This window comes from Mesorhizobium sp. CA14 (assembly GCF_020165195.1).
GTDB lineage: Bacteria > Pseudomonadota > Alphaproteobacteria > Rhizobiales > Rhizobiaceae > Mesorhizobium.
The window spans coordinates 36,041-60,956 of sequence record NZ_JAIUHR010000018.1 but is presented as its reverse complement, the minus strand read 5'-3'; the positions used below and the strand labels follow the sequence as shown (position 1 = coordinate 60,956).

Here is a 24,916-nt window from a genome sequence, read left to right as displayed (position 1 = left end):
CCCCTCACAACGAAACCCCTGACGCCCGTGGTCTTTTGTTAGTTGGGTCTCACGCTAGGCGTTAATGTTAAAGAATCAGGAATCCCGCGACCCGCCGATCGCCCTATTTCGGCCGGCTTGGTTATCGAATGGTTTTGGAATAAGAGACAGTTTTATCCCTGAACGGAACAGGAACTCGTTCGCCCGCCAAAAGCGTGGCAGTATCGAGGAATGATTCGCATTACCGGACGCTAGGCCCAGCATGGACGACAGCAACGACCTCTTCGGCAAGATGGAAAAGCCGGCACAGCCGGTGCGCGCGCCCTCGCGGCCCGCCGATCCGCTGGTGCAGGCCGCGAAGCGTACGACCGCCACCCGCGACGGCAGCGAGGGCTACAGCGCCGCCGATATCGAGGTGCTGGAAGGGCTCGAGCCGGTGCGGCGCCGTCCGGGCATGTATATCGGCGGCACCGACGACAAGGCCATGCATCACCTGTTCGCCGAGGTCATCGACAATTCGATGGATGAAGCGGTGGCCGGCCACGCCACCTTCATCGACGTCGAGCTTTCCGCCGACGGCTTCCTGACCGTCACCGACAACGGCCGCGGCATCCCGGTCGATCCGCATCCGAAATTCAAGAAGCCGGCGCTCGAAGTCATCATGACGACGCTGCATTCGGGCGGCAAGTTCGACTCCAAGGTCTACGAGACCTCCGGCGGCTTGCACGGCGTCGGCGTCTCGGTCGTCAATGCGCTGTCCGACCACCTCGAGGTCGAGGTCGCGCGGGGTCGTCAGCTCTACCGGCAGCGTTTTTCGCGCGGCGTCCCGGTCAGTGGATTGGAGCATCTCGGCGAAGTCCACAACCGCCGCGGCACGAAGACCCGTTTCCATCCCGACGAGCAGATTTTCGGCAAGGGCGCCGCCTTCGAACCGGCGCGCCTTTACCGCATGACGCGCTCGAAGGCCTATCTGTTCGGCGGCGTCGAGATCCGCTGGACCTGCGATCCGTCGCTGATCAAGGACAAGGATCAGACGCCGGCAAAGGCCGAGTTCCATTTCCCCGGCGGGCTGAAGGACTATCTCAAGGCGACGCTGGGCGACGAATTCCAGGTCACGCGCGAGGTTTTCGCCGGGAAGAGCGACAAGCAGGGCGGCCACGGTTCGCTCGAATGGGCTGTGACCTGGTTCGGCGGCGACGGTTTCCTCAACTCCTATTGCAACACCATTCCGACCCCCGAAGGCGGCACGCATGAGGCCGGCTTCCGCAACGTGCTGACGCGCGGACTGCGCGCCTATGCCGACCTCATCGGCAACAAGCGCGCCTCGATCATCACCACCGACGACGTGATGATCTCGGCCGCCGGCATGCTGTCGGTGTTCATCCGCGAGCCGGAATTCGTCGGCCAGACCAAGGACAGGCTGGCGACGATCGAGGCAATGCGCATCGTCGAAAACGCCCTTCGCGACCCGTTCGACCACTGGCTGGCAGACAATCCGCAGGAAGCCTCTAAGCTTCTGGAGTGGGTCATCGCGCGCGCCGACGAACGCGTGCGGCGCCGCCAGGAAAAGGAAGTCTCGCGCAAGAGCGCGGTGCGCAAGCTGCGCCTTCCGGGCAAGCTTGCCGACTGCACGCAGAACGCCGCCGCCGGCGCCGAGATCTTCATCGTCGAGGGCGACTCGGCCGGCGGCTCGGCCAAGCAGGCGCGCGACCGCGCCAGCCAGGCAGTGCTGCCGCTGCGCGGCAAGATCCTCAACGTCGCCTCCGCCGGCAACGACAAGCTTGCCGCCAACCAGCAGATTTCCGATCTCATCCAGGCGCTCGGCTGCGGCACGCGTTCGAAATATCGCGACGAGGATCTGCGCTACGACCGCGTGATCATCATGACCGACGCCGACGTCGACGGCGCGCACATCGCTTCGTTGCTGATCACCTTCTTCTATCAGGAGATGCCGAACCTGATCCGCAGCGGCCATCTCTACATGGCCGTGCCGCCGCTCTATTCGATCCGGCAAGGCGGCAAGGTCGGCTACGCCCGCGACGACGCGCACAAGGACGAATTGCTGCGCACCGAATTCACCGGGCGCGGCAAGGTCGAGATCGGCCGCTTCAAGGGCCTGGGCGAGATGATGGCCGCGCAGCTCAAGGAGACCACGATGGATCCGAAGAAGCGCACGCTTTTGAGGGTCGACGTGATCGACGCCGAGCAGGCCACCAAGGATGCCGTCGACGCGCTGATGGGCACCAAGCCCGAGGCGCGCTTCCGCTTCATCCAGGAGCGCGCCGAGTTCGCCGAGGCGGACGTGCTGGATATCTGATCGCCTGCCGGTCCATAACAGTCTCCGGCACGGAGAACCGGTGTGACCTGGACGCGGTTGAAAGAGCTTATCGAGACGCCCTTAAGCGGTCTGACGCAGCCGACCCGTTCGGACTGGATTTTTGCCCTGCGCACGGTTTCGGCCGGACTGGTCGCGCTACTTGCCGCCTACGCGCTGAAGCTCGACCATCCGCAATGGGCGATGATGACGGTGTTCATCGTCGCGCAGCCGGTCGCCGGCATGGTGCTGGCAAAGGGCTTCTACAGGCTGCTCGGCACGCTGGCCGGCGGCCTGGCGGCCGTCGGCATCACATCGCTGTTCGGCGCCAATCCCTGGCTGCTGGTGAGCGTGCTGGCGCTCTGGATCGGCGTCTGCACGCTGGTCTCGTCGCTATTGCGCAACCCGGAAGCCTATGGCGCCGCGCTTGCCGGCTATACGGCGATGATCATCAGCCTGCCGGCCCTCGGACAACCGCATGTTGTCGTCGACCTCGCCGTCGCGCGTTGCGCGGAGATCGTGCTCGGCATCGTCTGCGCCGGCGTCACCAGCCGGTTGGTCCTGCCAAAGCTCGCGGCCGACGCCATCATTTCCAGGTTGAAGCGCAGCATCCTCGACCTCGCCGAATATGCTGGCGGCGCCTTCTCCGGCGGCGACCCGGCAAGCCTCGCCGCGCTCCAGCGCAAGCTGATCGCCGATGCCCAGACGCTCGCCGAGATGCGCACCTATGCGCGGCTGGAAGCGCCGAGCTTCGCCACCCGCGCCCATCCGGTGCGGCGCACGATCGGTCAGCTTCTGTGGGCGCTTTCGGCGGCGCGCGCATTGCACAGCCACCGCAGGCCGAAGAACGCAGCGCTCATTCCCATGCGCAGCGAATTGAAAGCCTTCGTCGGTGAACTGACGGCGACGCCCGGCGCGCTCGACGATACCGGGCCCTGGGTGGCACGGCTCGATGCGATCGCCAGCAAGGCCCGGGAGATGCCGGACCTGCCCACAGATACCCAGCCGAACGATACGGGCTCCCACGATGCCGGCGAAGACAAGGTCGGCACCATCACCCGCCTGACCATCGCCGGCGATTTCGCCGAGGCGCTGAAGCAGGTGATGCGCGGGCTGGAGGCGCTTCGTTCGCCCGTCTCCCGCAAATCGAGCGAGCGGGGCCAGCCGGCGCTGGTTGTCCACCGCGACTATCAGGCCGCATGGCGCAATGCCGTGCGCGCGGCGCTGGCGACGTTGCTCGTGGCGATCTTCTGGCTGACGACCAGATGGTCAGAAGCGGCCGGCACCGTCATCCTGGTCGCCGTCGTCTCCAGCCTGTTCGCATCGCGCCCGGATCCCGTGCAGTCCGCCTGGGGTTTTTTCACCGGCACGCTGATCGCGCTGCCTTTTGCCTTCCTTGTCGGCCAGGTCGCGCTGCCGGCGCTGCCGGGCTTCGGCTGGTTCACGCTTTTCGTCGTGCCGATCCTGGTGCCCGCGGCGCTCGGCATGGCCAATCCGCGCCATGTCGGCGTCGCCACCGCCTTCGCCATCAACTTCCTCGCCTTCCTCAGCCCGCATCAGCAGATGGTCTATGATCCCGGGCCGTTCTTCGCCGGCTCAGCCTCGATCCTGGTCGGCATCCTGATTGCCATCGGCGTCTTCATCGTCGTGCTGCCGGCCGATCCCTGGGCCACCATGGAGCGCATCTCGCAGGCGATGCGCGAGGACCTGGCCCGGCTTTGCCTGCATGAGCGCATTCCCCGCCGTTCGGCCTTCGAAAGCCTCGCCTATGACCGGATCAACCAGTTGATGCCGCAGGTGCAGCAGACGGGCCGCAAGGGCGATCCCATTCTCGGCGGAAGCATCGCGGCCGTCACCGTCGGGCTGGAAGTGCTGCGGCTGCGCCACGCGCAACTGAACTCCGCCGTCCCGCACGAAACAGTCGAGTCCATCGGCAATTTCCTGCGCGGCCTGGCGCGCGAATTGCTGTTTCGGCAACCGGGCGAGCCGCAGACCGCGACCATCGCGGTGGCGAGGCAATACGCGGCCAGCATCGCCCAACGCAGCGATCGGCTCGAAATACTGCAGATCGCCGCCTCGCTGCGCATCATCGCCGCGGCGATGGAAGATTACCCGGATTTCTTCGCGAAGGGTCGCGCTTAACCACCTCGGGACGTGTCTGGTTTGGGCCCTTTCCGAGAATAGGTCCTTGCTGGACTCGTCGACACCTTTTAGGTTGGACACATGGCGCTCAAACGGATGGACAACGTCGGAATCGTCGTCGATGACCTCGATAGCACGGTTGATTTCTTTCGCGAGCTCGGTCTTGAACTCGAAGGGCGTGCCTCGATCGAAGGAGAATGGGCCGGGCGTGTCACCGGACTCGGCGACCAGCACGTCGAGATCGCCATGATGCGCACGCCCGACGGCCACAGCCGGCTCGAACTGTCCCGCTTCATCACGCCCCCTGTGGCGGCGGATCACCGCAATGCCCCTGTGAATGCATTGGGCTATCTCCGCGTCATGTTCGCCGTGGACGACATCGACGACACGCTGGAGAGGCTCCGCAAGCGCGGCGCCGAGCTCGTCGGCGAAGTGGTCCGGTATAAGGACGCGTATCGGCTTTGCTACATCCGTGGGCCTGAAGGGCTTCTTATCGGACTCGCCCAGGAGCTCGGCTGAGACGTGATACGTGTCCTTAGGCGGCGGCGATGGCCAGCGCGTGCCCACGCGCGTTTTCACGCAGCGCGTCGAGATGGATCGACTTCACCAACCCTGCGAGATCGCCCTCGGCCGCTTGGCCGCCGAGCTCCTTCAGCATCAGCCAGCTCACTTCCTGAACGCCGGCCACACGCCGGCCGTTGGCCACCTCGCGCCAGACTTTCAGCGCCCTCAGGATGATGCGATGCGTGGCCGGCGCAAGCCCGGCGCTGCGGAACAGCGCCTGCAGCGCAACGTCGTGCCCGCCGGCGAGAAGTGCCGTCACCCGTTGCTCGGATTGTCGGGCTAGAGCCACCAGGGTCGAGCCGAAGAAGTCCACCTTGCCATGCGCGATGGTGCGGATGATGAAACCGGCGGTGAGATCTCCGCGCAGCCGCAGATGCTCGATCAGTGCGGCATGCTCTTCCATGCGCGTTCCCTCGATCAGCGTGACCGAGGCTTTCACGCAGGCATCGCGCATGACGCGATCGGCGCGCGCCGCCCCCATCATCGCCAGCACCAGCGGCGAACCTTTCAAGGTCTCGCCGAGCTTGACCAGCAACATGTGCCGGCAGTCGGCCGGCAGGCGTCGATCGGCGATCAGCGCCTCGCGCACCAGCGGCAGGTGGCCGTGCCGCTCGGCCATGCGGCGGAAGCTCAGCGAAGCGATCTCGGCGCCACTGTTGCCGATCAGCGCGGCGCAGGCTTCCGCTTCGCCGATCTCGGCGATCGCCGCCGCCAGCGACATCGAGACGACCGGACGGTTGGCGATTAGCTTCTGCGTCGCCTTATGGCCGCAGGCGACGCGCTCGACCAGGTCGGCATCGGTAAGCAGCGGCGAACGCGCGAGCACCAGCGCCGCCACTTCCGGCTGGTCGGCGGCCAGAGCGCTGATCACCTGCGGCGGCGCGTGATGGCTCATCGACAGCGCCTCGGCAAGCGCCAGGCGCACTTTGGAGGAAGCGTCGTCCAGAAGCAGCGTCAGCGCCGCCTCTGCGGCGCAGCGATCCTCGAACGGCAGATCGGAATTGATATAGGCGCGCGCCAACGCGCTCGCGGCGGCGGCGCGCTCGGAAACCCTTGCCGTATCAACCCATTTTAGAAAGTGCGAAACAATCATACTGACCAGCTACGCCCTCGCCGGAAAGATCCCGGCCCCGTCGTGAACGGTAGGCTGGAAATGGTTTACGAACGGTTCACCATGTTTCTTAACCGGCTTGATGGGGGCGCAGCCAACGCCTATCAAGCTAGGACATTGGAGGAGATCGAGCGATGGCCGGACTTTATCTGGAAGAGTTTGTCGTCGGCCATGTCTTCCACCACACGCTGCGCAAGACCGTGACCGAGAGCGACAACATGCTGTTTTCGGTGATGACGCTCAACCCGCAGCCTTTGCACATCGATTTCGACTTTGCCGCGAAAACCGAGTGGGGCAAGCCGCTGGTGAATTCGCTGTTCACGCTCGGCCTGATGATCGGCATCTCGGTGAACGACATCACCCTCGGCACCACGGTCGCCAATCTCGGCATGAAGGAAACGGTGTTTCCGCACCCCGTCTTTCACGGCGACACCATCCGGGTCGAGACGACGGTCGTCTCCGTGCGCGACTCCAAGTCGAAACCCGATCGCGGCATCGTCGAGTTCGAGCACCGCGCCTATAATCAGAATGACGTTCTTGTCGCCAAATGCACCAGGCAGGCAATGATGCTGAGGAAGGCGGCCTGATGCGCTCGCTGCTGTTCGTGCCCGGCGATTCCGAGCGCAAGCTGGAAAAGGGACTCGAGGCCGGCGCCGACGTGGTCATCGTCGATCTCGAGGATTCCGTTGCCGCTGCCGGCAAGGCGGCGGCGCGCGCGACCGCGGCCGGTTTCATCTCCAGCCAAAGGCACCGGACGGGTTCGGCCATCTATGTGCGGGTCAACGATCTTTCCACCGGCCTGACAGACGACGATCTTGCGGCTCTTGTCCCGGCCAAGCCCGACGGCATCATGCTGCCGAAGTCGAACAGCGGGCAGGACGTCCAGCAACTGGCGGCAAAGCTGCGCGTGCATGAGGCTGAAAACGGGCTGCCGGACGGCGCCATTAGAATCCTGCCGATCATCACCGAGACCGCGGCGGGCGTGCTGGCGGCGGCGAGCTATGCCGGAACGAGCGCGCGGCTTTCCGGCCTGACTTGGGGCGCGGAGGATCTGTCCGCGGCGATCGGCGCGCGGACGACCCGCGACGGGAGCGGTCGCTACACCGACGTGTTTCGCCTGGCGCGCAGCATGACCATTCTGGCGGCCGGCGCGGCCGAAGTCGCCGCCATCGACACCGTCTTTCCCGATTTCCGCGACATGGCCGCCTTCGAGGCCGAATGCCGCGAGGGCGAGCGCGACGGCTTCACCGGCAAGATGGCGATCCATCCGACGCAAGTGCCGGTCATCAATGCCGCCTTCACGCCGTCCGCCGAAGCGGTCGCGCGATCGCGGGCGATCGTCGATGCTTTTGCGGCGGCGGGGAATCCGGGCGTCGTCGGCATCGACGGCAAGATGTACGACCGGCCGCATTTGCGTCTGGCCGAGCGTTTGTTGGCTCGCGCCAGGGCGGCGGGCAGCCTTGCCTGATCGTTACCAGACCATAGGGATCAGCTTGTAGCGCACGCGCGCGGCATAATCGTCATAGCCCTGCAGGCCGCTCCGCAACATCTTTTCCTCGATGAAGGTGCGGATGCCGAGCAGGACGATGAAGGCGAGGACCGAGGCCAGCCCCCACCAGGAGCCGAGCAGCAGCGCCGTGCCGGCGAAGTAGAGTATGGCGCCGGCATACATCGGATGGCGGACGTAACCGTAGGGGCCCGTCGTGATCACCTTCTGTCCACGCTCGTCCTGGATCTTCACGACAGGCGCAGCGAAGCTGTTTTCCAGCATCGTGAGATAGCAGATCCAGATACCGACGAGCAGGACCAGCACGCCGACCACCCGCACCCAGACGGGAGCTGCCGACCAGCCGAAACGGAAGTCGAGACCCATCAGGGCCAGCCAGCCGAAGATGCCGAGCAGCAATATGCTCAGCAAGATCTTGTCGGCCGCTGTCTGGGTCTTCTGGATCGGCGGGCTGAGACGCTCGTTCATCAGGCCCGGATCGCGCCGGGCGAGCGCCACGCCCATAGTAAGACTCAGTGCGACCATCACGACCATGTACACCCAGGCTCCGGTCCAGTGCAGCGTGCCTGCCGACAGAAACAGCAGCGCGCCCATGACGCCGAACCATACGAATGTCTGGAAAACCAATTTCGAGATCATGATCAACCTTCCATGCCGCCGTTATTGGCGGAATACGACCACTGGTCTATTATACCGACCGATGGTCTACTCTCAAGCGCAATCAGCGCGAGCCATCTGGACGGAAACGGCCGCCGCGTGCACAAGGTTTCGTCATGCCACGTATCATCAAGCACCCGGAGCTCAGGCGAGAAGAGCTGCTGGACCATGCCCAGGCGCTGTTCCTGACGCATGGCTACGACAAAGCGAGCCTCAACGACGTCATCGCCACCGCCGGTGTCTCCAAGGGCGCCTTCTATCACTACTTCGCCTCCAAGGAGGCCTTGCTGGAGGCATTGGCGGCGCGTTTCGCCAGACAGGCGCTGGCCGGCGTTCAGGATGTGCTCGGCGATCCAGCGCTCGATCCGCTTGGACGCCTCAACGCCCTGCTCGCGAAGTCACGCCAGGCCAAGGTCGAGACCGCGGCGGAAGCCTGGGCGCTGTTCGAGACAATGTTCCGGCCGGAAAACCTGGTGCTGTTCCACCGCATCAACCTGGCGGCCGGCGCGGCCTTTTCGCCCTTGCTGGTCGAAATCATCAAGCAGGGTGTGGCGGACGGAACCTTCCGCACCTTCGATCCGGAAGGCGTCGCCGACATCGTCATGCAGTTCGGCATGGCCACCCATGACGTTGTCGCCAAAGCGATTGTCGGCGGCAGCAATGCGGATATGGACATGGCCATAGAAGCCCTGGAGAAGCGCGTGAGGCTTTACGAGATCGCGCTCGACCGTATTCTGGGACTTCCCGACGGCAGCATACGCATCGGCGAGCCGGGCTATGTGCGCGCCGTCATGACCGCCCGCCGCGCCGGCCCTGCCGCCCGCCGCGCCGTTCCTCCGAAAATCCGCAAACGGTCCTAACCGGCCCAGGGACCGGCGTAATCGGCATAGAGCTTCGCCGGATCGGGCCGGGGCCGCTCCGGCGCCGGCCCTTGATAGGAACCGATGTGGACGAAGCCGATGACGCGCTCCTGCGGCGAGAGCCCGAGGATCGCCCTGCCCTCCGGCACGTCGGAATACCAGTTGCTGATCATGTTGGTGCCATAGCCCAGCGCGTTCGCCGAGATCATCAGATTCATGGCCGCCATGCCGCCCGACAGGAACATCTCCCATTGCGGGATCTTCGGGTTCTCCCTCGGTACCGACACCACGCCGATCACCAGCGGAGCGCGCGAGAAGCGCGCCAGTTCCTGGTTGCGCCTGCCTTCCGGCAGCGGCCCCTCGCGCTGCTCGGCAAGTGCCGCCAGCTTCTTGCCGATCTCGACGCGCGCCTCGCCGCGATAGAGGACGAAGCGCCAGGGCTCGAGCCGGCCGTGGTCGGGGACGCGCGAGGCCGCCGCGATCATCGTCGCGATCTCGGCATCGCTCGGCGCCGGTTCCTTGAGGTCCGGGATCGGCGCGGAATTGCGGGTGAGCAGGAAGTCGATGATCGGCGACACCATGGGCGCAAGTCTCCTGAAGACATTCGATTTTGAGCTGAAGCACGCCATCGGGAGGTCGGGCGGCTCGGGCGGTGGCGTTTTGCGCCGGATAAGAAGCCGCCGCGCAGCGCGGCGCGCTTCTAGGCCTTGAAATTGCCACCGCCTTGGGCTTCAACGCAAGGCATGTTTGAGGGGACCCTGCGCCTTTTCGTGATCGCACTCGTCGCTGCGTTGTTCGCGGTGCCGGCTTCCTTCGCGCTGGCCCAGAACGCCAACGACATCGGCGACATCAAGCTTCCAGGCATTTCGAGCTATGCGACGCCGAAGACGGAGGGACCGCTGGCGCTCGGCAATGGCGGCGCCATCACGCTCTCGGCGCAGTTGACCGACAAGGGCGCCGACATCACCCGAGGCATCGTCTGGCGGGTCTTCAGGCCGCAACCCGCCAGCGATGGCAAGCTGCCGATGGTGGCATCCGCCCATGGCGGCACGGCCGTGTTCCAGCTCGACCCCGGCAGCTACCTTGTCCATGCTTCCTACGGACGCGCCGGCGCCACCAAGCGCATCACCGTCGGCAAGGAGGCAAGGCGTGAAAGCCTCGTGCTCGACGCCGGCGGCCTGAAGCTCGACGCGGTGACGTCGGGCGGCGCGCCCATCCCGCCGAAGAAATTGCGCTTTTCGATCTATGAAGGCCAGGCCGCGGCCAATGGCGACCGGGCGCTGATCGCCCCCGACGTCGCGCCGAACACGGTGGTGCGACTGAACGCCGGCACCTACCATGTCGTCTCCACCTATGGCGCGGTCAATGCGGTGATCCGCTCCGACATCCGCGTCGAGGCCGGCAAGCTGACGGAGGCGACCGTCGAGCACCGGGCCGCCGAGATGACGATGAAGCTGGTGCGCGAGCCCGGCGGCGAGGCCATCGCCGACACGTCCTGGTCATTGCTCAACGAGAGCGGCGATCCGATCAAGGAAGCGGTCGGCGCCTTCGCCTCGATGGTGCTGGCCGAGGGCCAGTACACAATCATCGCCAAGAACCGCGACCGCATCTATCAGAAGGATTTCACGGTCGTTGCCGGCCAGAATCAGGAAATCGAGGTCGTGGCCAATGAACAGTCGGCCATCGATCCCGAGGAAGGCGCGGACTAGATCGGGCTGATCAGGCCGCCTTGCGCATCCGCTTCGGCAGGAACGGCACGCGGCCACGCTGCGCGGAAGGCGTCGCCAGATCGAACACCGCGCGATAGAGGCGATCGAGCAGCGCCTTGCGGTCGCGCAGCGGTTCGAGGTCGCTCCAGCACAGCACGTCGCCAATGCGCACCTCGATCGCCTTGCCCGACAGGCGGGCGAACTCGCGGATGAGCAAGGAGGTGCGCAATGTCAGCGATGCCTTGCCGATGAACTTCGCCACGCGATTGTCGCGCTCGGCCATATTCATCGGGCCGCTGACGAGATGGAACAGGCGGCCGTTCTGGCCGGAAAAATGCATCGGGATGACCGAGGCGCTGGCGTCCTGGACGAGCTTGGCCGGGAACATCTTCCACGGCAGGTCGATGGCGCGGCCAAAACCCCTGGGCGCCGTGGCGACGCCGCCGGCCGGGAACACGACGATGGTGACGCCCTCCTTCAACAGCCGCACCGCTTCGTGGCGCACCGCCATGTTGTTCTTCAGCGCTTCCTTGGTCTCGGAGAAATCGATCGGCAGCGAATATGGCTCCATCTCGCGGATCCTGAGCAGATCCTTGTGGATCATGACCCGGAACGGCCGGCCCAGTTGCTCGACCAGCGACAGCACCGCAATGCCGTCGCCGATGCCGAAAGGATGGTTGGCGACGATGACCAGCGGCGTGTCCGGCAGTTCAGCCGGCGGCCATTGCACGGCGTTGCGGACCTTGACGTCGATCAATTCCAGCATGCGGCTGAACACCCGGTCGCCGGTCGGCACCACCTGGCGGCGCCAAAAATCGTAGAGCACGGCGAAGCGGTCGCGACCCGATAGGCCCTCGACCGAATGGATGAACCAGCGCGTCAGCACCGGTTGATGCGGATTGGCATAGGAGAGCTCGGGAAACCGTCTTTCCCGCAGTTTCAACTTGAGCATGGCGGCTCGTTACAAGGCTGGCGTGACAGGCATATGAAAATGGCGGTGGACACGCCACCGCCATTTCAAGACGTGCGGGTAGGTCAGGCGGCGCGACGCTTGCGGTCGGGCGAGACCGCCTCGTCGGAAAGCTGCTTCACGGCATCCTCGAGCTTGAGCGATTCCTGGTCGCGGGAGCCCAGCCGGCGGACATTGACGGTTTCCTCCTCGGCCTCGCGCTTGCCGCAGACGAGGATGACTGGCACCTTGGCCAGGGAATGCTCACGCACCTTGTAGTTGATCTTCTCGTTGCGCAGGTCGGTCTCGGCGAGCAGTCCCGCGGCCTTCAGCCGCGCGACCACCTTCATGGCGTATTCGTCCGCATCGGAGGTGATCGTCGCCACCACCACCTGCAGCGGCGCGAACCACAGCGGGAAATGGCCGGAATAGTTCTCGATCAGGATGCCGAGGAACCGCTCCATCGAGCCGCACACCGCGCGATGCACCATCACCGGCTGCTTCTTCTCCGAATCCGAGCCGATATAGAAGGCGCCGAAGCGCTCCGGCAGGTTGAAGTCGACCTGCGTGGTGCCGCACTGCCATTCGCGGCCGATGGCGTCTTTCAACACATATTCGAATTTCGGCCCGTAGAAGGCGCCCTCGCCCGGATTGATCGAGGTCTTGATGCGGTTGCCGGAGCGCGTGCGGATCGTCTCCAGCACATTGCTCATGATCGCCTCGGCATGGTCCCAGGCCTCGTCGGTGCCGACGCGCTTGTCCGGCCGCGTCGACAGCTTCACGCTGACCTCCTCGAAGCCGAAATCGGCATAGGTGGACAGGATCAGGTCATTGATGCGCAGGCATTCGGCCGCAAGCTGCTCCTCGGTGCAGAAAATATGCGCATCGTCCTGCGTGAAGCCGCGCACGCGCATCAGCCCGTGCAGCGCGCCCGACGGCTCGTAGCGATGCACATTGCCGAACTCCGCAAGCTTTACGGGCAGTTCGCGGTATGACTTCAACCCATGCTTGAAGATCTGCACATGGCCCGGACAGTTCATCGGCTTCAGCGCGAAGACGCGGTCGTCGTCGGTGTCGTCGCCGGCGACCGTGACCTTGAACATCGCATCACGATACCAGCCCCAGTGTCCCGACGTCTCCCACAGGCTCTTGTCCAGCACCTGCGGCGCATTGACTTCCTGATAGCCGTGCTCGTCGAGGCGGCGGCGCATGTAGTTGATCAGGTTCTGCACCATCTTCCAGCCCTTGGCGTGCCAGAAGACGACGCCGGGTCCCTCTTCCTGGAAATGGAACAGGTCCATCTCGCGGCCGAGCTTGCGGTGGTCGCGCTTCTCGGCCTCTTCCAGCAGCGTCTGGTAAGCATCGAGCTGCGCCTGGTCGGCAAAGGCGGTGCCGTAGATGCGCGTCAGCATCGGATTGTTCGAGTCACCGCGCCAATAGGCGCCCGCCACCTTCATCAGCTTGAAGGCATTGCCGATTTGCCCGGTCGAAGCCATGTGCGGACCGCGGCACAGGTCGAACCAGTCACCCTGTGCGTAGATCTTGAGGTCCTGGTCTTCCGGAATGGCGTCGATCAGCTCGAGCTTGTAGCGCTCGCCCTTCTCGGCGAAGACCTTCTTCGCCTTCTCGCGCGACCACACTTCCTTGGTGAACGGCTTGTTGCGCGCAATGATCTCGCGCATCTTCTTTTCGATCACCGGAAAATCGTCCGGCGTGAACGGCTCGTTCCTGGCAAAGTCGTAATAGAACCCGTTCTCGATGACCGGCCCGATCGTCACCTGCGTTCCCGGCCACAATTCCTGCACGGCCTCTGCCAGCACATGCGCCGCATCGTGGCGGATGAGCTCCAGCGCGCGCGGATCCTCGCGAGTGATGATCTCGACCTTGCCGGACATGCCGAGCGGATCGGAAAGATCGCGAACGATGCCGTCGAGGCTATAGGCGACAGCCTTCTTGGCCAGCGACTTGGAGATCGATTCGGCAAGACCGGCGCCGGTCAGCGCCGCATCGTAGTCGCGGATCGAACCATCAGGAAATGTCAGGGAAACGGAACTCGGCATCAGGGTTCTCCTATCCAGTCCCGCAAACGAGCGCGGGTGGTGAAAAATGCATGTCGCTGGAATGCGTTGCGGCTTGCAGAGGGTTAGCCGGAGGCGTCCGGCGCGGCGGGTTTTAGAGGCAGTGTCGCGCAAGGTAAAGAGCGGCCCTCAGGAAATGTCGCCAGCGATGCCGCAGGCCCGTCACGAAGGCTTGTGAACGGAGCGCGACGCAGCTTGTATTAGGCATGGAAGACGCATCCCCCAGCCGAACCGCTCTCCGCGTCGCTCGCTTGCGGGCATTGCATCAGTTTTCGCCACAGGCTGCGCTGTTTCGCGATCCCTATGCCAGTGCAATCCTGGGCGAAGCCGCGCCCGCCATGCAGGAGCTGGAGCGGGAAGACGAGCATAGCCGTCGCATGCGCCTGTTCGTGACGGCGCGTGCCCGTCTCGCCGAGGATTGGCTGGCGGCGGCAGTGCGACGCGGCGTTCGCCAGCTGGTCGTGCTCGGCGCCGGTCTCGACACGTTTTCGCTGCGCAATCCCTATCCGGACCTCGCCGTGTTCGAGGTCGATCATCCCGCGACACAAGCCTGGAAACGGCGGCGCATGGCCGAGGCCGGCCTTGCCGAACCGTCGGGCGTCAGCTTCGTGCCGGTCGATTTCGAACGGCAGCGCCTGGCGAAGGAACTGGCCGCGGCGGGCTTGAAAACGGCCGAGCCAAGCTTTTTCATGTGGCTCGGTGTCGTGCCTTACCTTACGCGCGATGCGATTTTCGCCACGCTGTCCTATATCGCCGGCATTCCAGGCTCCGAAGTCGTGTTCGACTACAGCGAGCCAGCCGAGAACCGCGATAGCGCCGGACAGGCGGCGCTTGCCTTCCGTGCGGCGCGGGTCGCCGCGATCGGCGAACCCTGGATCAGTTTCTTCGTTCCTGATGAACTGGCGAAGTCGCTCGCCGATCTCGGCTTTGACGAAATCGAGGATCTCGGGAGCAGCGATATCGCTGCCCATTTCGCCAGGTCTCCCAGCACCCGAAGCAATTCCGGCGCGCACATCCTGCGCGCTCGCCGCAGCGCCTGAACCCGATCATTTCACCAGTTGTGGCAAATCCTTCAGGAACGCCGCCCGCGTCGCGAGACCTTTCGGCTCTCCGGTACGCTTGGCATCGACGACCAGTCTTGCAAAGACGATGCGACGGCCGTCCTTCTCGGCCCAGCCGACGAACCAGCCGAGCGAGCGCTTGCCGTCCTGGCCGAGCCTGGTGCTGCCCGTCTTGCCTTGCACCGTCCAGTCCCCTGCCGCGAAGGTCGGCAGGATCGCCCTGGTCATCTCATGCGCCTTCGTCGACACCGGCATCTTGCTGGCGAGCAGCTCGCGCAGAAACGCCGTCTGTTCGACCGGCGATATTTCGAGCGAGGAATTGATCCAGGATTGCGTCAGCCCGTTGTCCTTGCCGGCATCGCCCGAGACATCCTTGTTGCCATAGCCGAATTTCGACACGTAGCCGGCGAACTTCTCGGCACCGAGCCTCCGCGTGATTTCGCGCGAGTACCAGACGATGGAATCGCGCTCCCAGATCGTCGGATCGACGGTCTTCTGGTCGCGCTTCGCCGCCTTGAACTCCGGCTTGTACTCCCAGCTCGGCGTGTGCTGGTCGCTCAGGATGCCGGCATCGTAGCCGATCAGCGCCAGGGGCACCTTGAACGTCGAAGCCGGGCTGACGCGCTGGTCGCAGACGCCGTCCTGGTAAAGTGTCGCGCCGCTTTGCTGGTCCTGGATCAGCGTGCAGTGGATGTCGCTGAGCGGTGCCGATTGCGCCCGCACCGGCAAGCCCAGCATCCAGGCCAGAAGGAAAAGGACGATGGCGAAAATGAAGGGATAGCGGTCCATCTGGCGCATGGCGAAGTCACTCCGGTATGAGATTACGGGAGCGGCTTAGCGAGGCGACTTGTCTCGATTTTGTCTCAAATTCGCAGTGTTTGTGCAGCTTCGCGTTAACCCTACCGGACCGTTAAATCCGAGTTGCGCGTGACGCTAAAGCAAATCAGATCTCGGGTTCGCTGCGCCTTTTGCCGATCCCCCAGTAGCGCCAGGGCATGAACCAGACATAGCGCGCCGCGAGCGCCTCCGGCACGCGGTCGATGCCATGCGTTCCGAATGGCCCGCATCGCAGCACCCGGAACAGTCCCATCCAGCCGCCCGCCCACAGGCCATGGCGGGCGATCGCCTCATGCGCGTATTCGGAGCAGGTCGGCAGGTGCCGGCAGCTGTTGCCGACGAAGCCTGAGAGCGTCAGCTGATAGAGGCGCACGAGCGACGTGCCCAGGACGCGCCCGGGCGTCTTGCGCCAAGGCCCCGGCCAATTGCGTCCATATTGGATCGGCCGGCTGCCGTGCGTATGTCCGGAATGGTCGCCCATCGCTCCGCAGCCTGTTTCACTGCGCGATAGATGTGGGCTTCGGCGCTGAAACGCAATGCTTTTGCCCTCAAGGTCTGGAGTGCCGGACGGGATTGCCGCCGTCCCATGGGCGATGGTGATGGGGAAGATCGCGACAGTTATGGTGATGTCCGCCGCGCGCGACCTCGCCGTGCCATTGGAAGGTCGCTATCCGTATCACGTCGCTGAAAATAGCCAGGAACTGGTTCATGGCAGGTCTCCTTTGAAACGGATTAGACTGCCGCTGGCCTTCCCTCTCAAACGAGTATAATTTCCGCGTCGGATAACTTGAGGTTATGCGACGTGAAGCGTGGCCGGCTGCCGCTGACGGCGCTCAGGAGCTTCGAGACGGCCGGCCGGCATTTGAGCTTCAGCCGGGCGGCCGAGGAGCTTTACGTCTCGCAGGCCGCGATCAGCCGGCAGATACGCGAGCTCGAGACCTTTTTGGGCAGACCGCTGTTTCTGCGACTCCATCGCCGCGTCGAGTTGACGGATGCGGGACATCTGCTGCTCGAGCGATTGGTCAGAAGCTTCGACGACATTGACCGCGTGCTTTCGGAGCTCACGGCCTCGCCGGCGCAGGCGATTGTCCGCGTCAGTGTCGAGCCGTCCCTTGCCGCTATATGGCTGCTGCCGCGGCTCAATCGCTTTCGCCAGTTGCGGCCCGACATCGATGTGTCCCTCGAAGTCGATCCACGGCCGATCGAGTTCCGCAGCGATCAGCCCGAGCTTGCCCTGCGTTTCAGCGCGCACGCCACCTCATGGCCGCGCAGCGAGGCCGAGCGCTTGGCCTCGACCGTCGATTCACCGGTTCTGTCGCCGGCGCTGCTGGCCTCCGGCCCTCCCCTGGAAAAGCCGATCGACCTTCGCCACTACACGCTGCTGCATGAGGAAAACCGCCAGGGTTGGGCGCGGTGGTTCCAGGCCGCCGGCGTGCCCGCCGATGCGGTGCCTGCACGCGGCCCGATGCTGGCCGATGTGTCGCTGTCGAAACAGGCCGCGCTGCTCGGACATGGCGTGGCGCTCGGCGATCTTTTGCAGGTCGGCGAAGAGCTCGCGTCGGGCACTTTGATCAAGCCGTTCGACATCGATGTCGCTTCCGGCGCCTACTGGCTGGTAGCCAGGAACATGGCGGACCTGCCGGAACCCGCCAGGGCGTTCGCCGACTGGATCCGAAGCGAGTTCGCTGTGACCAGGGGAGCGGCCTAAGCCCTATCTTCAAGCCGCCTTTCCGGCGCGCTTCTTCTCGATCTGGCCGATCGCGTCGACCACCGCGTCGAAGGTCAGCATGGTCGAGGCGTGGCGCGCCTTGTAGTCGCGCACCGGTTCCAGATATTTGAGGTCGGCGAAGCGGCCTTCCGGCGGCGCGCCGTTCTCCTTCAGCATCTTCAGCATGGTTTCGCGCACGGCGCGCAATTCGTCGGCGCTGGCGCCGACCACATGCTGGGCCATGATCGAGGACGAGGCCTGGCCGAGCGCGCAGGCTTTCACGTCATGAGCGAAATCGGTCACCACATCGCCCTCCATCTTGAGGTCGACGGTGACGGTGGAGCCGCACAATTTGGAATGCGCCCTGGCAGTCGCATCGGCATCGTCGAGCCGGCCGATCCGCCCTATATTCCCGGCGAAGCCGAGAATTTTCGCATTGTAGACGTCGTCGATCATATTTTTCCAATCCGTCGCCGCCAAGCGAACAGGCTTTGCCGCTCTCGCGTCTTCCTTTCGCGGCGCTCGAACCATATATAATGATCGCAGTCGGGCATCGACAAGGCGACGAAAAAGCCGTTGTCCCTGCTCATCTGTTCACGCCGCTTGCGGGATGGAAATGGGCGATTTTCACCCAAAAGGTCGTGGTCCGTTCAACTCGTTCCACCTTTGAGTGGGACTACGGGAGACGCCTTTATGGATGCCGTCATCAAGAAAATCATGCCCCCGTCCGAATATTTGGAAAAGCCCGTCACCGACCGGCCGAGCGAAGCCGAGGTCGAAGCCGCCGTACGCACGCTTTTGCGCTGGACCGGCGACAATCCGGACCGCGAAGGTCTGGTCGACACGCCCAAGCGCGTCACCAAAGCCTTCCGCGAAATGTTCAACGGCTATGACATGTGCCCGGCCGACGAGCTTGGCCGCACCTTCGAGGAAGTCGCGGGCTATGACGACCTCGTCATCGTCAGGAACATAAAATTCCATTCGCATTGCGAGCATCACATGGTGCCGATCATCGGCAAGGCGCATGTCGGCTATCTGCCGGACGGCAAGGTGGTCGGCCTGTCGAAGATCGCGCGCGTTGTCGACATCTTCGCGCACCGCCTGCAGACGCAGGAGGCGATGACCGCGCAGATCGCCGGCGTCATCCAGGACGTGCTCAACCCGCGCGGCGTCGCCGTCATGCTCGAGGCCGAGCATATGTGCATGGCCATGCGCGGCATCCGCAAGCAGGATTCGACCACGCTGACCTCGACCTTCACGGGCGTCTTCAAGGATACGCCCGAGGAGCAGGTCCGTTTCGTCACCATGGTGCGCGCAGGCGGCTGATCGCCGGCCATCGCTGGCCACTAGAAAGAAAGATCGACCGGCGATGTCGGCACTGCAATTCCCCAAAGTCCCGTCCGACAAGAAAGCGTTGGAGGAAGGCTCCGTCCTTTCTCCGCGCTTCGATGCCGCAGGCCTCGTCACCGTCGTCGTCACCGATGCCGGCGACGGCATGCTGTTGATGGTCGCGCATATGAACGCCGAGGCGCTGGCGCTTACGCTCGAGACCGGCATTGCCCATTACTGGTCGCGCTCACGCAACGCGCTGTGGAAGAAGGGCGAGACCTCGGGCAATTTCCAGCAGGTCGTCGAGATGCGCACGGATTGTGACCAAGACGCGATATGGTTGCGCGTCAAAGTGTTGGGCCACGACGCAACCTGCCACACCGGACGGCGTTCTTGTTTTTATCGGACGGTGGGGCTCAGCGACGGCAAGGCGGTGCTTGCCGGCGATGGCAGCAAGCCGCTGTTCGATGCGAACCAGACGTATCTGAAGCCGGTGTGAACCATTCGATATTCACAAACCACTCAGATTCATTATTCTCAAATATCCTTTTGGTAGAAGGGATATGGGACAAGGGAGATCATGATGCTCGAATGGGCGTCATTGCGCAGCAGACCTGACGTTCGGGAGGCCAATGGCCCGGCATCGTCCGGCGGCGCATCTGACCCGGAGTCTCAGAAGAAAATCGGCATTTCGCTGGCGCTCGGCGGCGGTTGTGCCAGGGGCTGGGCCCATATCGGTGTGCTGCGCGCGCTCGACGAGGCCGGCATCGAAGTATCGATGATCGCCGGCACCTCGATCGGCGCGCTGGTCGGCGGCTGCTACCTTGCCGGCAAGCTCGACGAGTTGGAGGAGTTCGCCAGAAGCCTGACCAAGCGGCGCATCTTCGGCCTTCTTGATCTCAATCTGCGCGGCAGCGGCCTGTTCGGCGGCATGAAGCTCGACGCGCGGCTGCGCGAGCATCTGGCCGGCGTCCGCTTCGAGAACTTGTCGAAGCCCTTTGTCGCCGTCACTTCGGAAATTCGCACCGGCCATGAGATCTGGCTGTCGAATGGCTCGCTGATCACTGCCATGCGCGCCTCCTATGCGCTGCCGGGCGTTTTCGAACCGGTGAACTGCAACGGCCGCATCCTGGTCGACGGCGCGCTGGTCAATCCGGTGCCTGTGTCGGTCTGCCGCGCCTATGAGCAGCCGCTCGTGGTCGCCGTCAACCTGCACTACGACCTGTTCGGCCGCGCCGCCGTGATAAAGCACAGCGCCGGTGAGCTGGTCGTGGAGAATGACGCGCCGAGACTCGGCCAGCCCGAGCATCAGGCCCATCATACCCGCCTTGGCATCACCGGCGTGATGGTCGAGGCATTCAACATCATCCAGGACCGGATTTCGCGCGCCAGGCTGGCCGGCGACCCGCCGGACATGTCGCTGCAGCCGAAACTCAGCCATATCGGCCTGACCGAATTCCACCGCGCCGACGAGGCGATCAGCATCGGCTACCAGGCGACGAAGGCGCAGATCAGCGAACTGACCCGGCTGCAATCCGTTCTGGTCTGATCCCGACAGGGCACCGCTCTAAGTTGTGTTGAGATTCAGGTGAGGCCGGTTCTGAGAACCGGAGCGGAGCGTACTTTTCGTACGTGAGCACCGGAAGCGCAGGAAGCCGCCATTTGCAGACCGGCCTCACCTGAATATCAACATACCTTAAGCCAGGGCCGCATCACTGATGCGAAACTGCACCGTGCGGTTGCCGTTCCAGTAATTGCCCGACAATGAACCGGCGATATGCACGGTCCTGCCCCTGTTCTTAAACAGGAATTCGCCGAGCGCTGTGTCGACGGCACGGAACGCTATGGCTTGGATGTTGCCGCCGCTTTGCGACTGCAGGTCCACCCGAATGTGATTGGTGCCGATCGCGCGCGCATCGGTCAGCCGGTGGCGCGGCAACACGAACACCGGCGCGATGTGCCCGGCCCCAAACGGCCCGGCTTTCTCTAGCGCGTCGAGCAGCGCGATCGTGGCGCCCTCGGCGGCCAGGGCGCCGTCGATCGCCAGGCTTTCCTCATTCTGCAGCCGGAACACGTCGGCCGCGGCGCGCTCCTCGAAGAAGGCGCGCAACTCGCCGAGCTTCGCACGCTCGACGGTGATGCCGGCGGCCATCGCATGGCCGCCGCCCTTGACGATCAGTCCGGCAGCAGCCGCCTCGCGCACCAGCCGGCCGAGGTCGAAGCCGGTCACCGAACGGCCGGAGCCCGTGCCGGTGCCGGTGGAATTGAAGGCGATGGCAAAAGCAGGCCGGCGCGCATAATCCTTGAGCCGCGAGGCGATCAGCCCGACGATGCCGGGGTGCCAGCTGTTGCTGGCCGTGACGACGACGGCGGGACCGTTGCCGCCGGCAAGCTCCGCATCGGCCTCGGCCCGCGCCTGCGCCAGCATCTCCTGCTCCATCTGCTGCCGTTCCTGGTTCAGCCGGTCCAGCGTCTCGGCGATGCTTGCCGCCTCGACGGGATCGTCGGTGGCCAAAAGCCGGCTGCCGAGCGCGGCATCGCCGATGCGGCCGCCGGCATTGATGCGCGGGCCAATCAGGAAGGACAAATGGAAGGTGTTGATCGGCTCGCCGATGCGCGAGACCCGCGCCAGCGCCGCCAGCCCCTCATTCTTCTGCTGGCGCAACACCTGCAGCCCCTTGACGACGAAGGCGCGGTTGACGCCGGTGAGCGGCACCACATCGCAGACCGTCGCCAGCGCCACCAGATCGAGCATTGAAAGCAGATCGACCGGCGCGGCATTCGGCAGCCTCTCGCGCAGCACCTTGGCCGTCTGCACCAGGCACAGGAAGACGACGCCGGCGGCGCACAGATGCCCCTGCCCCGACAGGTCGTCCTCGCGGTTGGGATTGACCACGGCCTCCGCTCGCGGCAGCGGGCCGCCGACCTGGTGATGGTCGAGCACCACGACGTCGGCGCCGGCTTCCCTGGCCGCCTCGATCGAGGTCGCGCTGTTGGTGCCGCAGTCGACGGTGACGATCAGCTTCGCGCCGCGCGAGATCAAGTCCCGCATCGCTTCCGGATTGGGCCCGTAGCCTTCGAAGATACGGTCCGGGATATAGATTTCGGACGGTACGGAAAAATGCGTGAGAAAGCGTTTTAACAGCGCCGACGAGGCCGCGCCGTCGACATCGTAATCACCGAAGATCGCCACTTTTTCGTGGGCAACGATCGCATCGGCCAGCCTTGCCGCCGCTTTCTCCATATCGGTCAGCGACGCTGGGTTCGGCAAAAGTTCGCGAATGGTCGGATCGAGGAAGCGCGCGGTCTGTTCCACACTGACGCCGCGCCCGGCAAGCACTCGCGCCACGATGTCGGGCACGCCATGGCCCTGCGCCATCGCCAAAGCGGCCATATCCTGGCGCTCGGTCAGCCGGTGTTCCCAGGAAACACCGGTCGCCGACTGCCTGACATCGAGGAAGAACCGTTTCTCGCCCGTCATGCGACGCGCCGTCTGCACATCATCCTTGCGCAGATATCAATATGCGGCGGCCGGAGCAATTGCGGGGCAGCTAGCAATCGGGGGAAAGGTGTGGAACGTTTTTCCTCGGATTGCGGCAAAAGCACCCGGGCAAGGCGAAATCAAAACTTATCAAGATCCTGGTGACGCGCCTTGATCTCGCGCACCGTGCGCGAGGACGAGCGCAACACGATGGTGTGGGTGGTGATGAAGGTGCGGCCGAACTTCACGCCGTCGAGCAAATTACCGTCGGTGACCCCGGTCGCCGCGAACAGCACGTCGCCGCGCGCCATGTCCTGGGCGCGGTAGACCCGCTTCGGATCGGAAATGCCCATCTTCTGCGCCCGCGCCACTTTTTCCGGCGTGTCGAGGATCAGCCGGCCCAGCATCTGCCCGCCGGTGCAGCGCAGTGCAGCCGCCGCCAGCACGCCCTCCGGCGCGCCGCCGGTGCCCAGATAGATGTCGATGCCTGTCTCGTCGGGGTCGGTGGTGTGGATGACGCCCGCGACATCGCCGTCGCCGATCAGCCGAATCGCGGCGCCCGTGGCGCGCACGGCGTCGATCAGCCTGGCGTGACGCGGCCGGTCGAGGATGCAGGCCGTGATGTCGGAGACCGCCACGCCCTTGGCCTTGGCCAGATTGGCGAGGTTTTCCTCCGGCGAGGCGTCGATGTCGATGAGGTCTTCCGGATAGCCGGGGCCGATGGCGATCTTGTCCATATAGACGTCGGGCGCGAACAGCAGGCTGCCCTTTTCCGCAATCGCGATGACGGCAAGCGCGTTGGGCAGGTTCTTGGCGCAGATCGTCGTGCCCTCGAGCGGATCGAGCGCGATGTCGACGGCCGGGCCTTTGCCAGTGCCGACTTCTTCGCCGATATAGAGCATCGGTGCCTCGTCGCGCTCGCCCTCGCCGATCACAACCGTGCCCTTGATCGCCAGCCGGTTGAGCTCCTGGCGCATCGCGTCCACCGCCACCTGATCGGCGGCCTTCTCATCGCCGCGCCCGCGCAGCCTGGCGGCCGCGACCGCCGCCCGCTCGGTCACGCGCACGACTTCCATCGTAAGGATCCGGTCGAGACCGGCGGCGATGTTCTGGGCGATGTTCATGGATGGAATTCCTCGTGTCTGTTTGCTTCGAGCAATTCCAGAACCCTTGAGCGCCGGAATTGCTCCGCCTCCCGCCAGAGGCGCGCTTTTTCTGGCAAAGCTCCATGACAACGGCAAGACTGCTGGATCACTTTTCGAAATGACAGCAAAATCAATCGATTGAAGGCGGAATCGGGCTTGGCTTATTCCGCCCGCTCGATGCGGATCACTTGCGGCTTGTCGGTCAGATGACCGTCCTTGGTGATGCCTTCGACGGCCTTGCGCACCGCCGCTTCCGTCGTCTCGTGCGTGACGAGGATCACCGTCTTCTGCGCATGCGTTTCCGCGCCGGCCGCCTGTTGAACGATCGATTCCAGCGAGATGTCGTTGTCGGCCATGCGCTTGGCGATGGCCGCGAAGACGCCGGTGCGGTCATGCACGGTCAGCCGGATGAAATAGCCGCCGGCATGGCTGCGCATCTGCGCTTTCTTGTAAGGCTTCAGTTCCCTCGCCGGCCAGCCGAACACCGGGGCATGCTGGAAGCCCGGCCGGCTCTTGGCGATATCGGCGATGTCGCCGATCACCGCCGACGCGGTGGCGTTGCCGCCGGCGCCAGGACCGGAAAGCAGCAGCTCGCCCAGAATGTCGGTCTCGATCGCCACCGCGTTGATCACGCCATGCACCTGCGCGATCACCGACGCCGTCGGCACCATGGTCGGGTGCACGCGCTGCTCGATGCCGCTGTCGGTGCGCTGGGCGACGCCGAGCAGCTTGATACGGTAGCCGAGATCGGCCGCCGCGCGGATATCGGCCTGAGTGATGTTCGAGATGCCTTCCATATAGATGTCGTTGGCTGCGATCCTCGTGCCGAAGGCAAGGCTGGTCAGGATCGACAATTTGTGCGCCGTGTCGTGGCCTTCGATGTCGAAGGTTGGATCTGCCTCGGCGTAACCCAGCCGCTGCGCGTCCTTCAGGCAGGCGTCGAAGGAGATGCCTTCGGCTTCCATGCGCGTCAGGATGTAGTTGCAGGTGCCGTTGAGGATGCCGAAGACACGCGTCACCGCATTGCCGGCCATTGCCTCGCGCATCGTCTTGATGACCGGGATGCCGCCGGCCACCGCCGCCTCGTAATTGAGCAGCACGCCCTTCTTCTCGGCGATCTCGGCAAGCGCGACGCCATGCTTGGCGAGCAGTGCCTTGTTGGCGGTGACGACATGCCGGCCCGCCTCGAGCGCCGCCTTCACCGAGAGCCGCGCCGGCCCCTCATCACCGCCGATCAGCTCGACGAAGACGTCGACATCGGCCTTTTCGGCCAGCTTGACCGGGTCGTCGAACCATTTCGCGGCGCTCAGATCTATGCCGCGGTCGCGCTTCGGGTCACGGGCCGAAACAGCCGTCACGACGATGTCGCGGCCGCACTGCCGGGTGAGCTCAGCCGCCTTGTCGCGCAGCACGCGCGCCACCGAGGCGCCGACCGTGCCGAGGCCGGCAATTCCAACACGCAACGCTTCAGCCATGTCCGGCGAC

The 24,916-nt window shown here is 64.4% G+C and carries 24 protein-coding genes; 12 read left to right on the top strand and 12 right to left on the bottom strand.

The features are described from left to right. Nucleotides 1-241 precede the first annotated feature (241 nt). The 3 genes from parE to LB565_RS18910 all read left to right on the top strand — a co-directional run bounded on the left by parE (nt 242) and on the right by LB565_RS18910 (nt 4,954). On the top strand, nt 242-2,296 hold the full coding sequence (gene parE / locus LB565_RS18920) for a DNA topoisomerase IV subunit B (RefSeq protein ID WP_224586611.1): 2,055 nt from the start codon (nt 242-244) through the stop codon (nt 2,294-2,296). Nucleotides 2,297-2,338: 42 nt separating this feature from the next. After that, nucleotides 2,339-4,435, top strand: coding sequence for an FUSC family protein (locus tag LB565_RS18915; protein WP_224586609.1), 2,097 nt, complete (start codon nt 2,339-2,341; stop codon nt 4,433-4,435). Between the two features lie 81 nt (nt 4,436-4,516). Next, a complete protein-coding gene (locus LB565_RS18910; RefSeq protein WP_224586607.1) occupies nt 4,517-4,954 on the top strand; it encodes a VOC family protein in 438 nt (145 codons plus the stop codon). A 16-nt stretch (nt 4,955-4,970) separates the two neighbouring features. Here LB565_RS18910 and LB565_RS18905 read toward each other — a convergent pair whose 3' ends face one another. Further along, nucleotides 4,971-6,092, bottom strand: a complete 1,122-nt coding sequence (locus LB565_RS18905; RefSeq protein ID WP_224586605.1) for a DUF2336 domain-containing protein — start codon at nt 6,090-6,092, stop codon at nt 4,971-4,973. A gap of 152 nt (nt 6,093-6,244) precedes the next feature. Here LB565_RS18905 and LB565_RS18900 point away from each other — a divergent pair, with 152 nt between their 5' ends. Together LB565_RS18900 and LB565_RS18895 are read left to right on the top strand one after the other, a co-directional pair. Further along, a complete protein-coding gene (locus LB565_RS18900; RefSeq protein ID WP_224586603.1) occupies nt 6,245-6,697 on the top strand; it encodes a MaoC family dehydratase in 453 nt (150 codons plus the stop codon). Continuing rightward, on the top strand, nt 6,697-7,578 hold the full coding sequence (locus LB565_RS18895) for an HpcH/HpaI aldolase/citrate lyase family protein (RefSeq protein ID WP_224586601.1): 882 nt from the start codon (nt 6,697-6,699) through the stop codon (nt 7,576-7,578). The genes LB565_RS18900 and LB565_RS18895 overlap by 1 nt, the downstream gene beginning before the upstream one ends. A 3-nt stretch (nt 7,579-7,581) precedes the next feature. Here the strand turns inward: LB565_RS18895 and LB565_RS18890 are convergent, their stop codons facing one another. Then, nucleotides 7,582-8,256: a methyltransferase family protein gene (locus LB565_RS18890; RefSeq protein ID WP_224586599.1), complete on the bottom strand. Its 675-nt coding sequence runs from the start codon at nt 8,254-8,256 to the stop codon at nt 7,582-7,584. A gap of 134 nt (nt 8,257-8,390) precedes the next feature. Between LB565_RS18890 and LB565_RS18885 the strand changes: the two genes are divergently transcribed. Further along, nucleotides 8,391-9,134 (top strand): TetR/AcrR family transcriptional regulator, encoded by a 744-nt coding sequence (locus LB565_RS18885; RefSeq protein ID WP_224586597.1) that lies wholly within the window; start codon nt 8,391-8,393, stop codon nt 9,132-9,134. Here LB565_RS18885 and LB565_RS18880 read toward each other — a convergent pair. Then, nucleotides 9,131-9,715 carry a nitroreductase gene (locus tag LB565_RS18880; protein ID WP_224586594.1) on the bottom strand — a complete coding sequence of 195 codons (585 nt, stop codon included), beginning with the start codon at nt 9,713-9,715 and terminating at the stop codon, nt 9,131-9,133. The genes LB565_RS18885 and LB565_RS18880 overlap by 4 nt on opposite strands. A gap of 162 nt (nt 9,716-9,877) precedes the next feature. Between LB565_RS18880 and LB565_RS18875 the strand changes: the two genes are divergently transcribed. Continuing rightward, a complete protein-coding gene (locus LB565_RS18875; RefSeq protein WP_224586592.1) occupies nt 9,878-10,843 on the top strand; it encodes a hypothetical protein in 966 nt (321 codons plus the stop codon). A 10-nt stretch (nt 10,844-10,853) separates the two neighbouring features. On the opposite strand, the gene LB565_RS18870 is transcribed toward LB565_RS18875, so the two are convergent. After that, nucleotides 10,854-11,795 carry a lysophospholipid acyltransferase family protein gene (locus tag LB565_RS18870; RefSeq protein WP_224586591.1) on the bottom strand — a complete coding sequence of 314 codons (942 nt, stop codon included), beginning with the start codon at nt 11,793-11,795 and terminating at the stop codon, nt 10,854-10,856. Nucleotides 11,796-11,878: 83 nt separating this feature from the next. Then, entirely contained in the window at nt 11,879-13,852 is a 1,974-nt protein-coding gene (gene thrS / locus LB565_RS18865) for a threonine--tRNA ligase (protein ID WP_224586589.1), read from the bottom strand. Nucleotides 13,853-14,076: 224 nt separating this feature from the next. Between thrS and LB565_RS18860 the strand changes: the two genes are divergently transcribed. Next, nucleotides 14,077-14,910, top strand: coding sequence for an SAM-dependent methyltransferase (locus tag LB565_RS18860; protein WP_224586587.1), 834 nt, complete (start codon nt 14,077-14,079; stop codon nt 14,908-14,910). A 6-nt stretch (nt 14,911-14,916) separates the two neighbouring features. Here LB565_RS18860 and blaOXA read toward each other — a convergent pair whose 3' ends face one another. The 3 genes from blaOXA to LB565_RS18845 form a co-directional block, all read right to left on the bottom strand. Beyond that, the gene (gene blaOXA, locus LB565_RS18855) at nt 14,917-15,729 is read right to left on the bottom strand and encodes a class D beta-lactamase (protein WP_224586585.1); all 813 of its coding nucleotides are present in this window, start codon (nt 15,727-15,729) and stop codon (nt 14,917-14,919) included. A 145-nt stretch (nt 15,730-15,874) separates the two neighbouring features. Then, nucleotides 15,875-16,249, bottom strand: coding sequence for a membrane protein insertion efficiency factor YidD (gene yidD / locus LB565_RS18850; RefSeq protein ID WP_224586583.1), 375 nt, complete (start codon nt 16,247-16,249; stop codon nt 15,875-15,877). 67 nt (nt 16,250-16,316) lie between these two features. Further along, complete coding sequence (locus LB565_RS18845) at nt 16,317-16,478, bottom strand: hypothetical protein (RefSeq protein ID WP_224586581.1); 162 nt, start codon at nt 16,476-16,478, stop codon at nt 16,317-16,319. Between the two features lie 92 nt (nt 16,479-16,570). Between LB565_RS18845 and LB565_RS18840 the strand changes: the two genes are divergently transcribed. Continuing rightward, nucleotides 16,571-17,476: a LysR substrate-binding domain-containing protein gene (locus LB565_RS18840; RefSeq protein WP_224586579.1), complete on the top strand. Its 906-nt coding sequence runs from the start codon at nt 16,571-16,573 to the stop codon at nt 17,474-17,476. Nucleotides 17,477-17,485: 9 nt separating this feature from the next. Here the strand turns inward: LB565_RS18840 and LB565_RS18835 are convergent, their stop codons facing one another. Further along, nucleotides 17,486-17,932 (bottom strand): iron-sulfur cluster assembly scaffold protein, encoded by a 447-nt coding sequence (locus tag LB565_RS18835; RefSeq protein ID WP_224586577.1) that lies wholly within the window; start codon nt 17,930-17,932, stop codon nt 17,486-17,488. A gap of 237 nt (nt 17,933-18,169) precedes the next feature. Here LB565_RS18835 and folE point away from each other — a divergent pair, with 237 nt between their 5' ends. The 3 genes from folE to LB565_RS18820 all read left to right on the top strand — a co-directional run bounded on the left by folE (nt 18,170) and on the right by LB565_RS18820 (nt 20,354). Further along, on the top strand, nt 18,170-18,802 hold the full coding sequence (gene folE, locus LB565_RS18830) for a GTP cyclohydrolase I FolE (RefSeq protein ID WP_224511395.1): 633 nt from the start codon (nt 18,170-18,172) through the stop codon (nt 18,800-18,802). Between the two features lie 43 nt (nt 18,803-18,845). After that, nucleotides 18,846-19,304 carry a phosphoribosyl-AMP cyclohydrolase gene (hisI, locus tag LB565_RS18825; RefSeq protein ID WP_224586575.1) on the top strand — a complete coding sequence of 153 codons (459 nt, stop codon included), beginning with the start codon at nt 18,846-18,848 and terminating at the stop codon, nt 19,302-19,304. 84 nt (nt 19,305-19,388) lie between these two features. Beyond that, the gene (locus LB565_RS18820; RefSeq protein ID WP_224586695.1) at nt 19,389-20,354 is read left to right on the top strand and encodes a patatin family protein; all 966 of its coding nucleotides are present in this window, start codon (nt 19,389-19,391) and stop codon (nt 20,352-20,354) included. A 147-nt stretch (nt 20,355-20,501) separates the two neighbouring features. Here the strand turns inward: LB565_RS18820 and recJ are convergent, their stop codons facing one another. The 3 genes from recJ to LB565_RS18805 form a co-directional block, all read right to left on the bottom strand. Beyond that, the gene (recJ, locus tag LB565_RS18815; protein WP_224586573.1) at nt 20,502-22,286 is read right to left on the bottom strand and encodes a single-stranded-DNA-specific exonuclease RecJ; all 1,785 of its coding nucleotides are present in this window, start codon (nt 22,284-22,286) and stop codon (nt 20,502-20,504) included. Nucleotides 22,287-22,426: 140 nt separating this feature from the next. Then, a complete protein-coding gene (glpX, locus tag LB565_RS18810) occupies nt 22,427-23,410 on the bottom strand; it encodes a class II fructose-bisphosphatase (protein ID WP_224586571.1) in 984 nt (327 codons plus the stop codon). Between the two features lie 182 nt (nt 23,411-23,592). Beyond that, complete coding sequence (locus LB565_RS18805; protein ID WP_224586569.1) at nt 23,593-24,906, bottom strand: homoserine dehydrogenase; 1,314 nt, start codon at nt 24,904-24,906, stop codon at nt 23,593-23,595. Between the last annotated feature and the right edge of the window lie 10 nt (nt 24,907-24,916).

Coding starts and splice junctions, on each gene's coding strand:
- LB565_RS18875 (WP_224586592.1), top strand. CDS start 9,878: ATGTTTGAGGGGACCCTGCGCCTTTTCGTGATCGCACTCGTCGCTGCG.
- LB565_RS18820 (WP_224586695.1), top strand. CDS start 19,389: ATGCTCGAATGGGCGTCATTGCGCAGCAGACCTGACGTTCGGGAGGCC.
- LB565_RS18880 (WP_224586594.1), bottom strand. CDS start 9,715: ATGGTGTCGCCGATCATCGACTTCCTGCTCACCCGCAATTCCGCGCCG.
- LB565_RS18845 (WP_224586581.1), bottom strand. CDS start 16,478: ATGAACCAGTTCCTGGCTATTTTCAGCGACGTGATACGGATAGCGACC.
- LB565_RS18870 (WP_224586591.1), bottom strand. CDS start 11,795: ATGCTCAAGTTGAAACTGCGGGAAAGACGGTTTCCCGAGCTCTCCTAT.
- LB565_RS18860 (WP_224586587.1), top strand. CDS start 14,077: ATGGAAGACGCATCCCCCAGCCGAACCGCTCTCCGCGTCGCTCGCTTG.
- hisI (WP_224586575.1), top strand. CDS start 18,846: ATGTCGGCACTGCAATTCCCCAAAGTCCCGTCCGACAAGAAAGCGTTG.
- LB565_RS18905 (WP_224586605.1), bottom strand. CDS start 6,092: ATGATTGTTTCGCACTTTCTAAAATGGGTTGATACGGCAAGGGTTTCC.
- LB565_RS18835 (WP_224586577.1), bottom strand. CDS start 17,932: ATGATCGACGACGTCTACAATGCGAAAATTCTCGGCTTCGCCGGGAAT.
- folE (WP_224511395.1), top strand. CDS start 18,170: ATGGATGCCGTCATCAAGAAAATCATGCCCCCGTCCGAATATTTGGAA.
- glpX (WP_224586571.1), bottom strand. CDS start 23,410: ATGAACATCGCCCAGAACATCGCCGCCGGTCTCGACCGGATCCTTACG.
- parE (WP_224586611.1), top strand. CDS start 242: ATGGACGACAGCAACGACCTCTTCGGCAAGATGGAAAAGCCGGCACAG.
- LB565_RS18890 (WP_224586599.1), bottom strand. CDS start 8,256: ATGATCTCGAAATTGGTTTTCCAGACATTCGTATGGTTCGGCGTCATG.
- LB565_RS18895 (WP_224586601.1), top strand. CDS start 6,697: ATGCGCTCGCTGCTGTTCGTGCCCGGCGATTCCGAGCGCAAGCTGGAA.
- LB565_RS18900 (WP_224586603.1), top strand. CDS start 6,245: ATGGCCGGACTTTATCTGGAAGAGTTTGTCGTCGGCCATGTCTTCCAC.
- LB565_RS18910 (WP_224586607.1), top strand. CDS start 4,517: ATGGCGCTCAAACGGATGGACAACGTCGGAATCGTCGTCGATGACCTC.
- yidD (WP_224586583.1), bottom strand. CDS start 16,249: ATGGGCGACCATTCCGGACATACGCACGGCAGCCGGCCGATCCAATAT.
- blaOXA (WP_224586585.1), bottom strand. CDS start 15,729: ATGCGCCAGATGGACCGCTATCCCTTCATTTTCGCCATCGTCCTTTTC.
- LB565_RS18885 (WP_224586597.1), top strand. CDS start 8,391: ATGCCACGTATCATCAAGCACCCGGAGCTCAGGCGAGAAGAGCTGCTG.
- LB565_RS18805 (WP_224586569.1), bottom strand. CDS start 24,906: ATGGCTGAAGCGTTGCGTGTTGGAATTGCCGGCCTCGGCACGGTCGGC.
- recJ (WP_224586573.1), bottom strand. CDS start 22,286: ATGACGGGCGAGAAACGGTTCTTCCTCGATGTCAGGCAGTCGGCGACC.
- thrS (WP_224586589.1), bottom strand. CDS start 13,852: ATGCCGAGTTCCGTTTCCCTGACATTTCCTGATGGTTCGATCCGCGAC.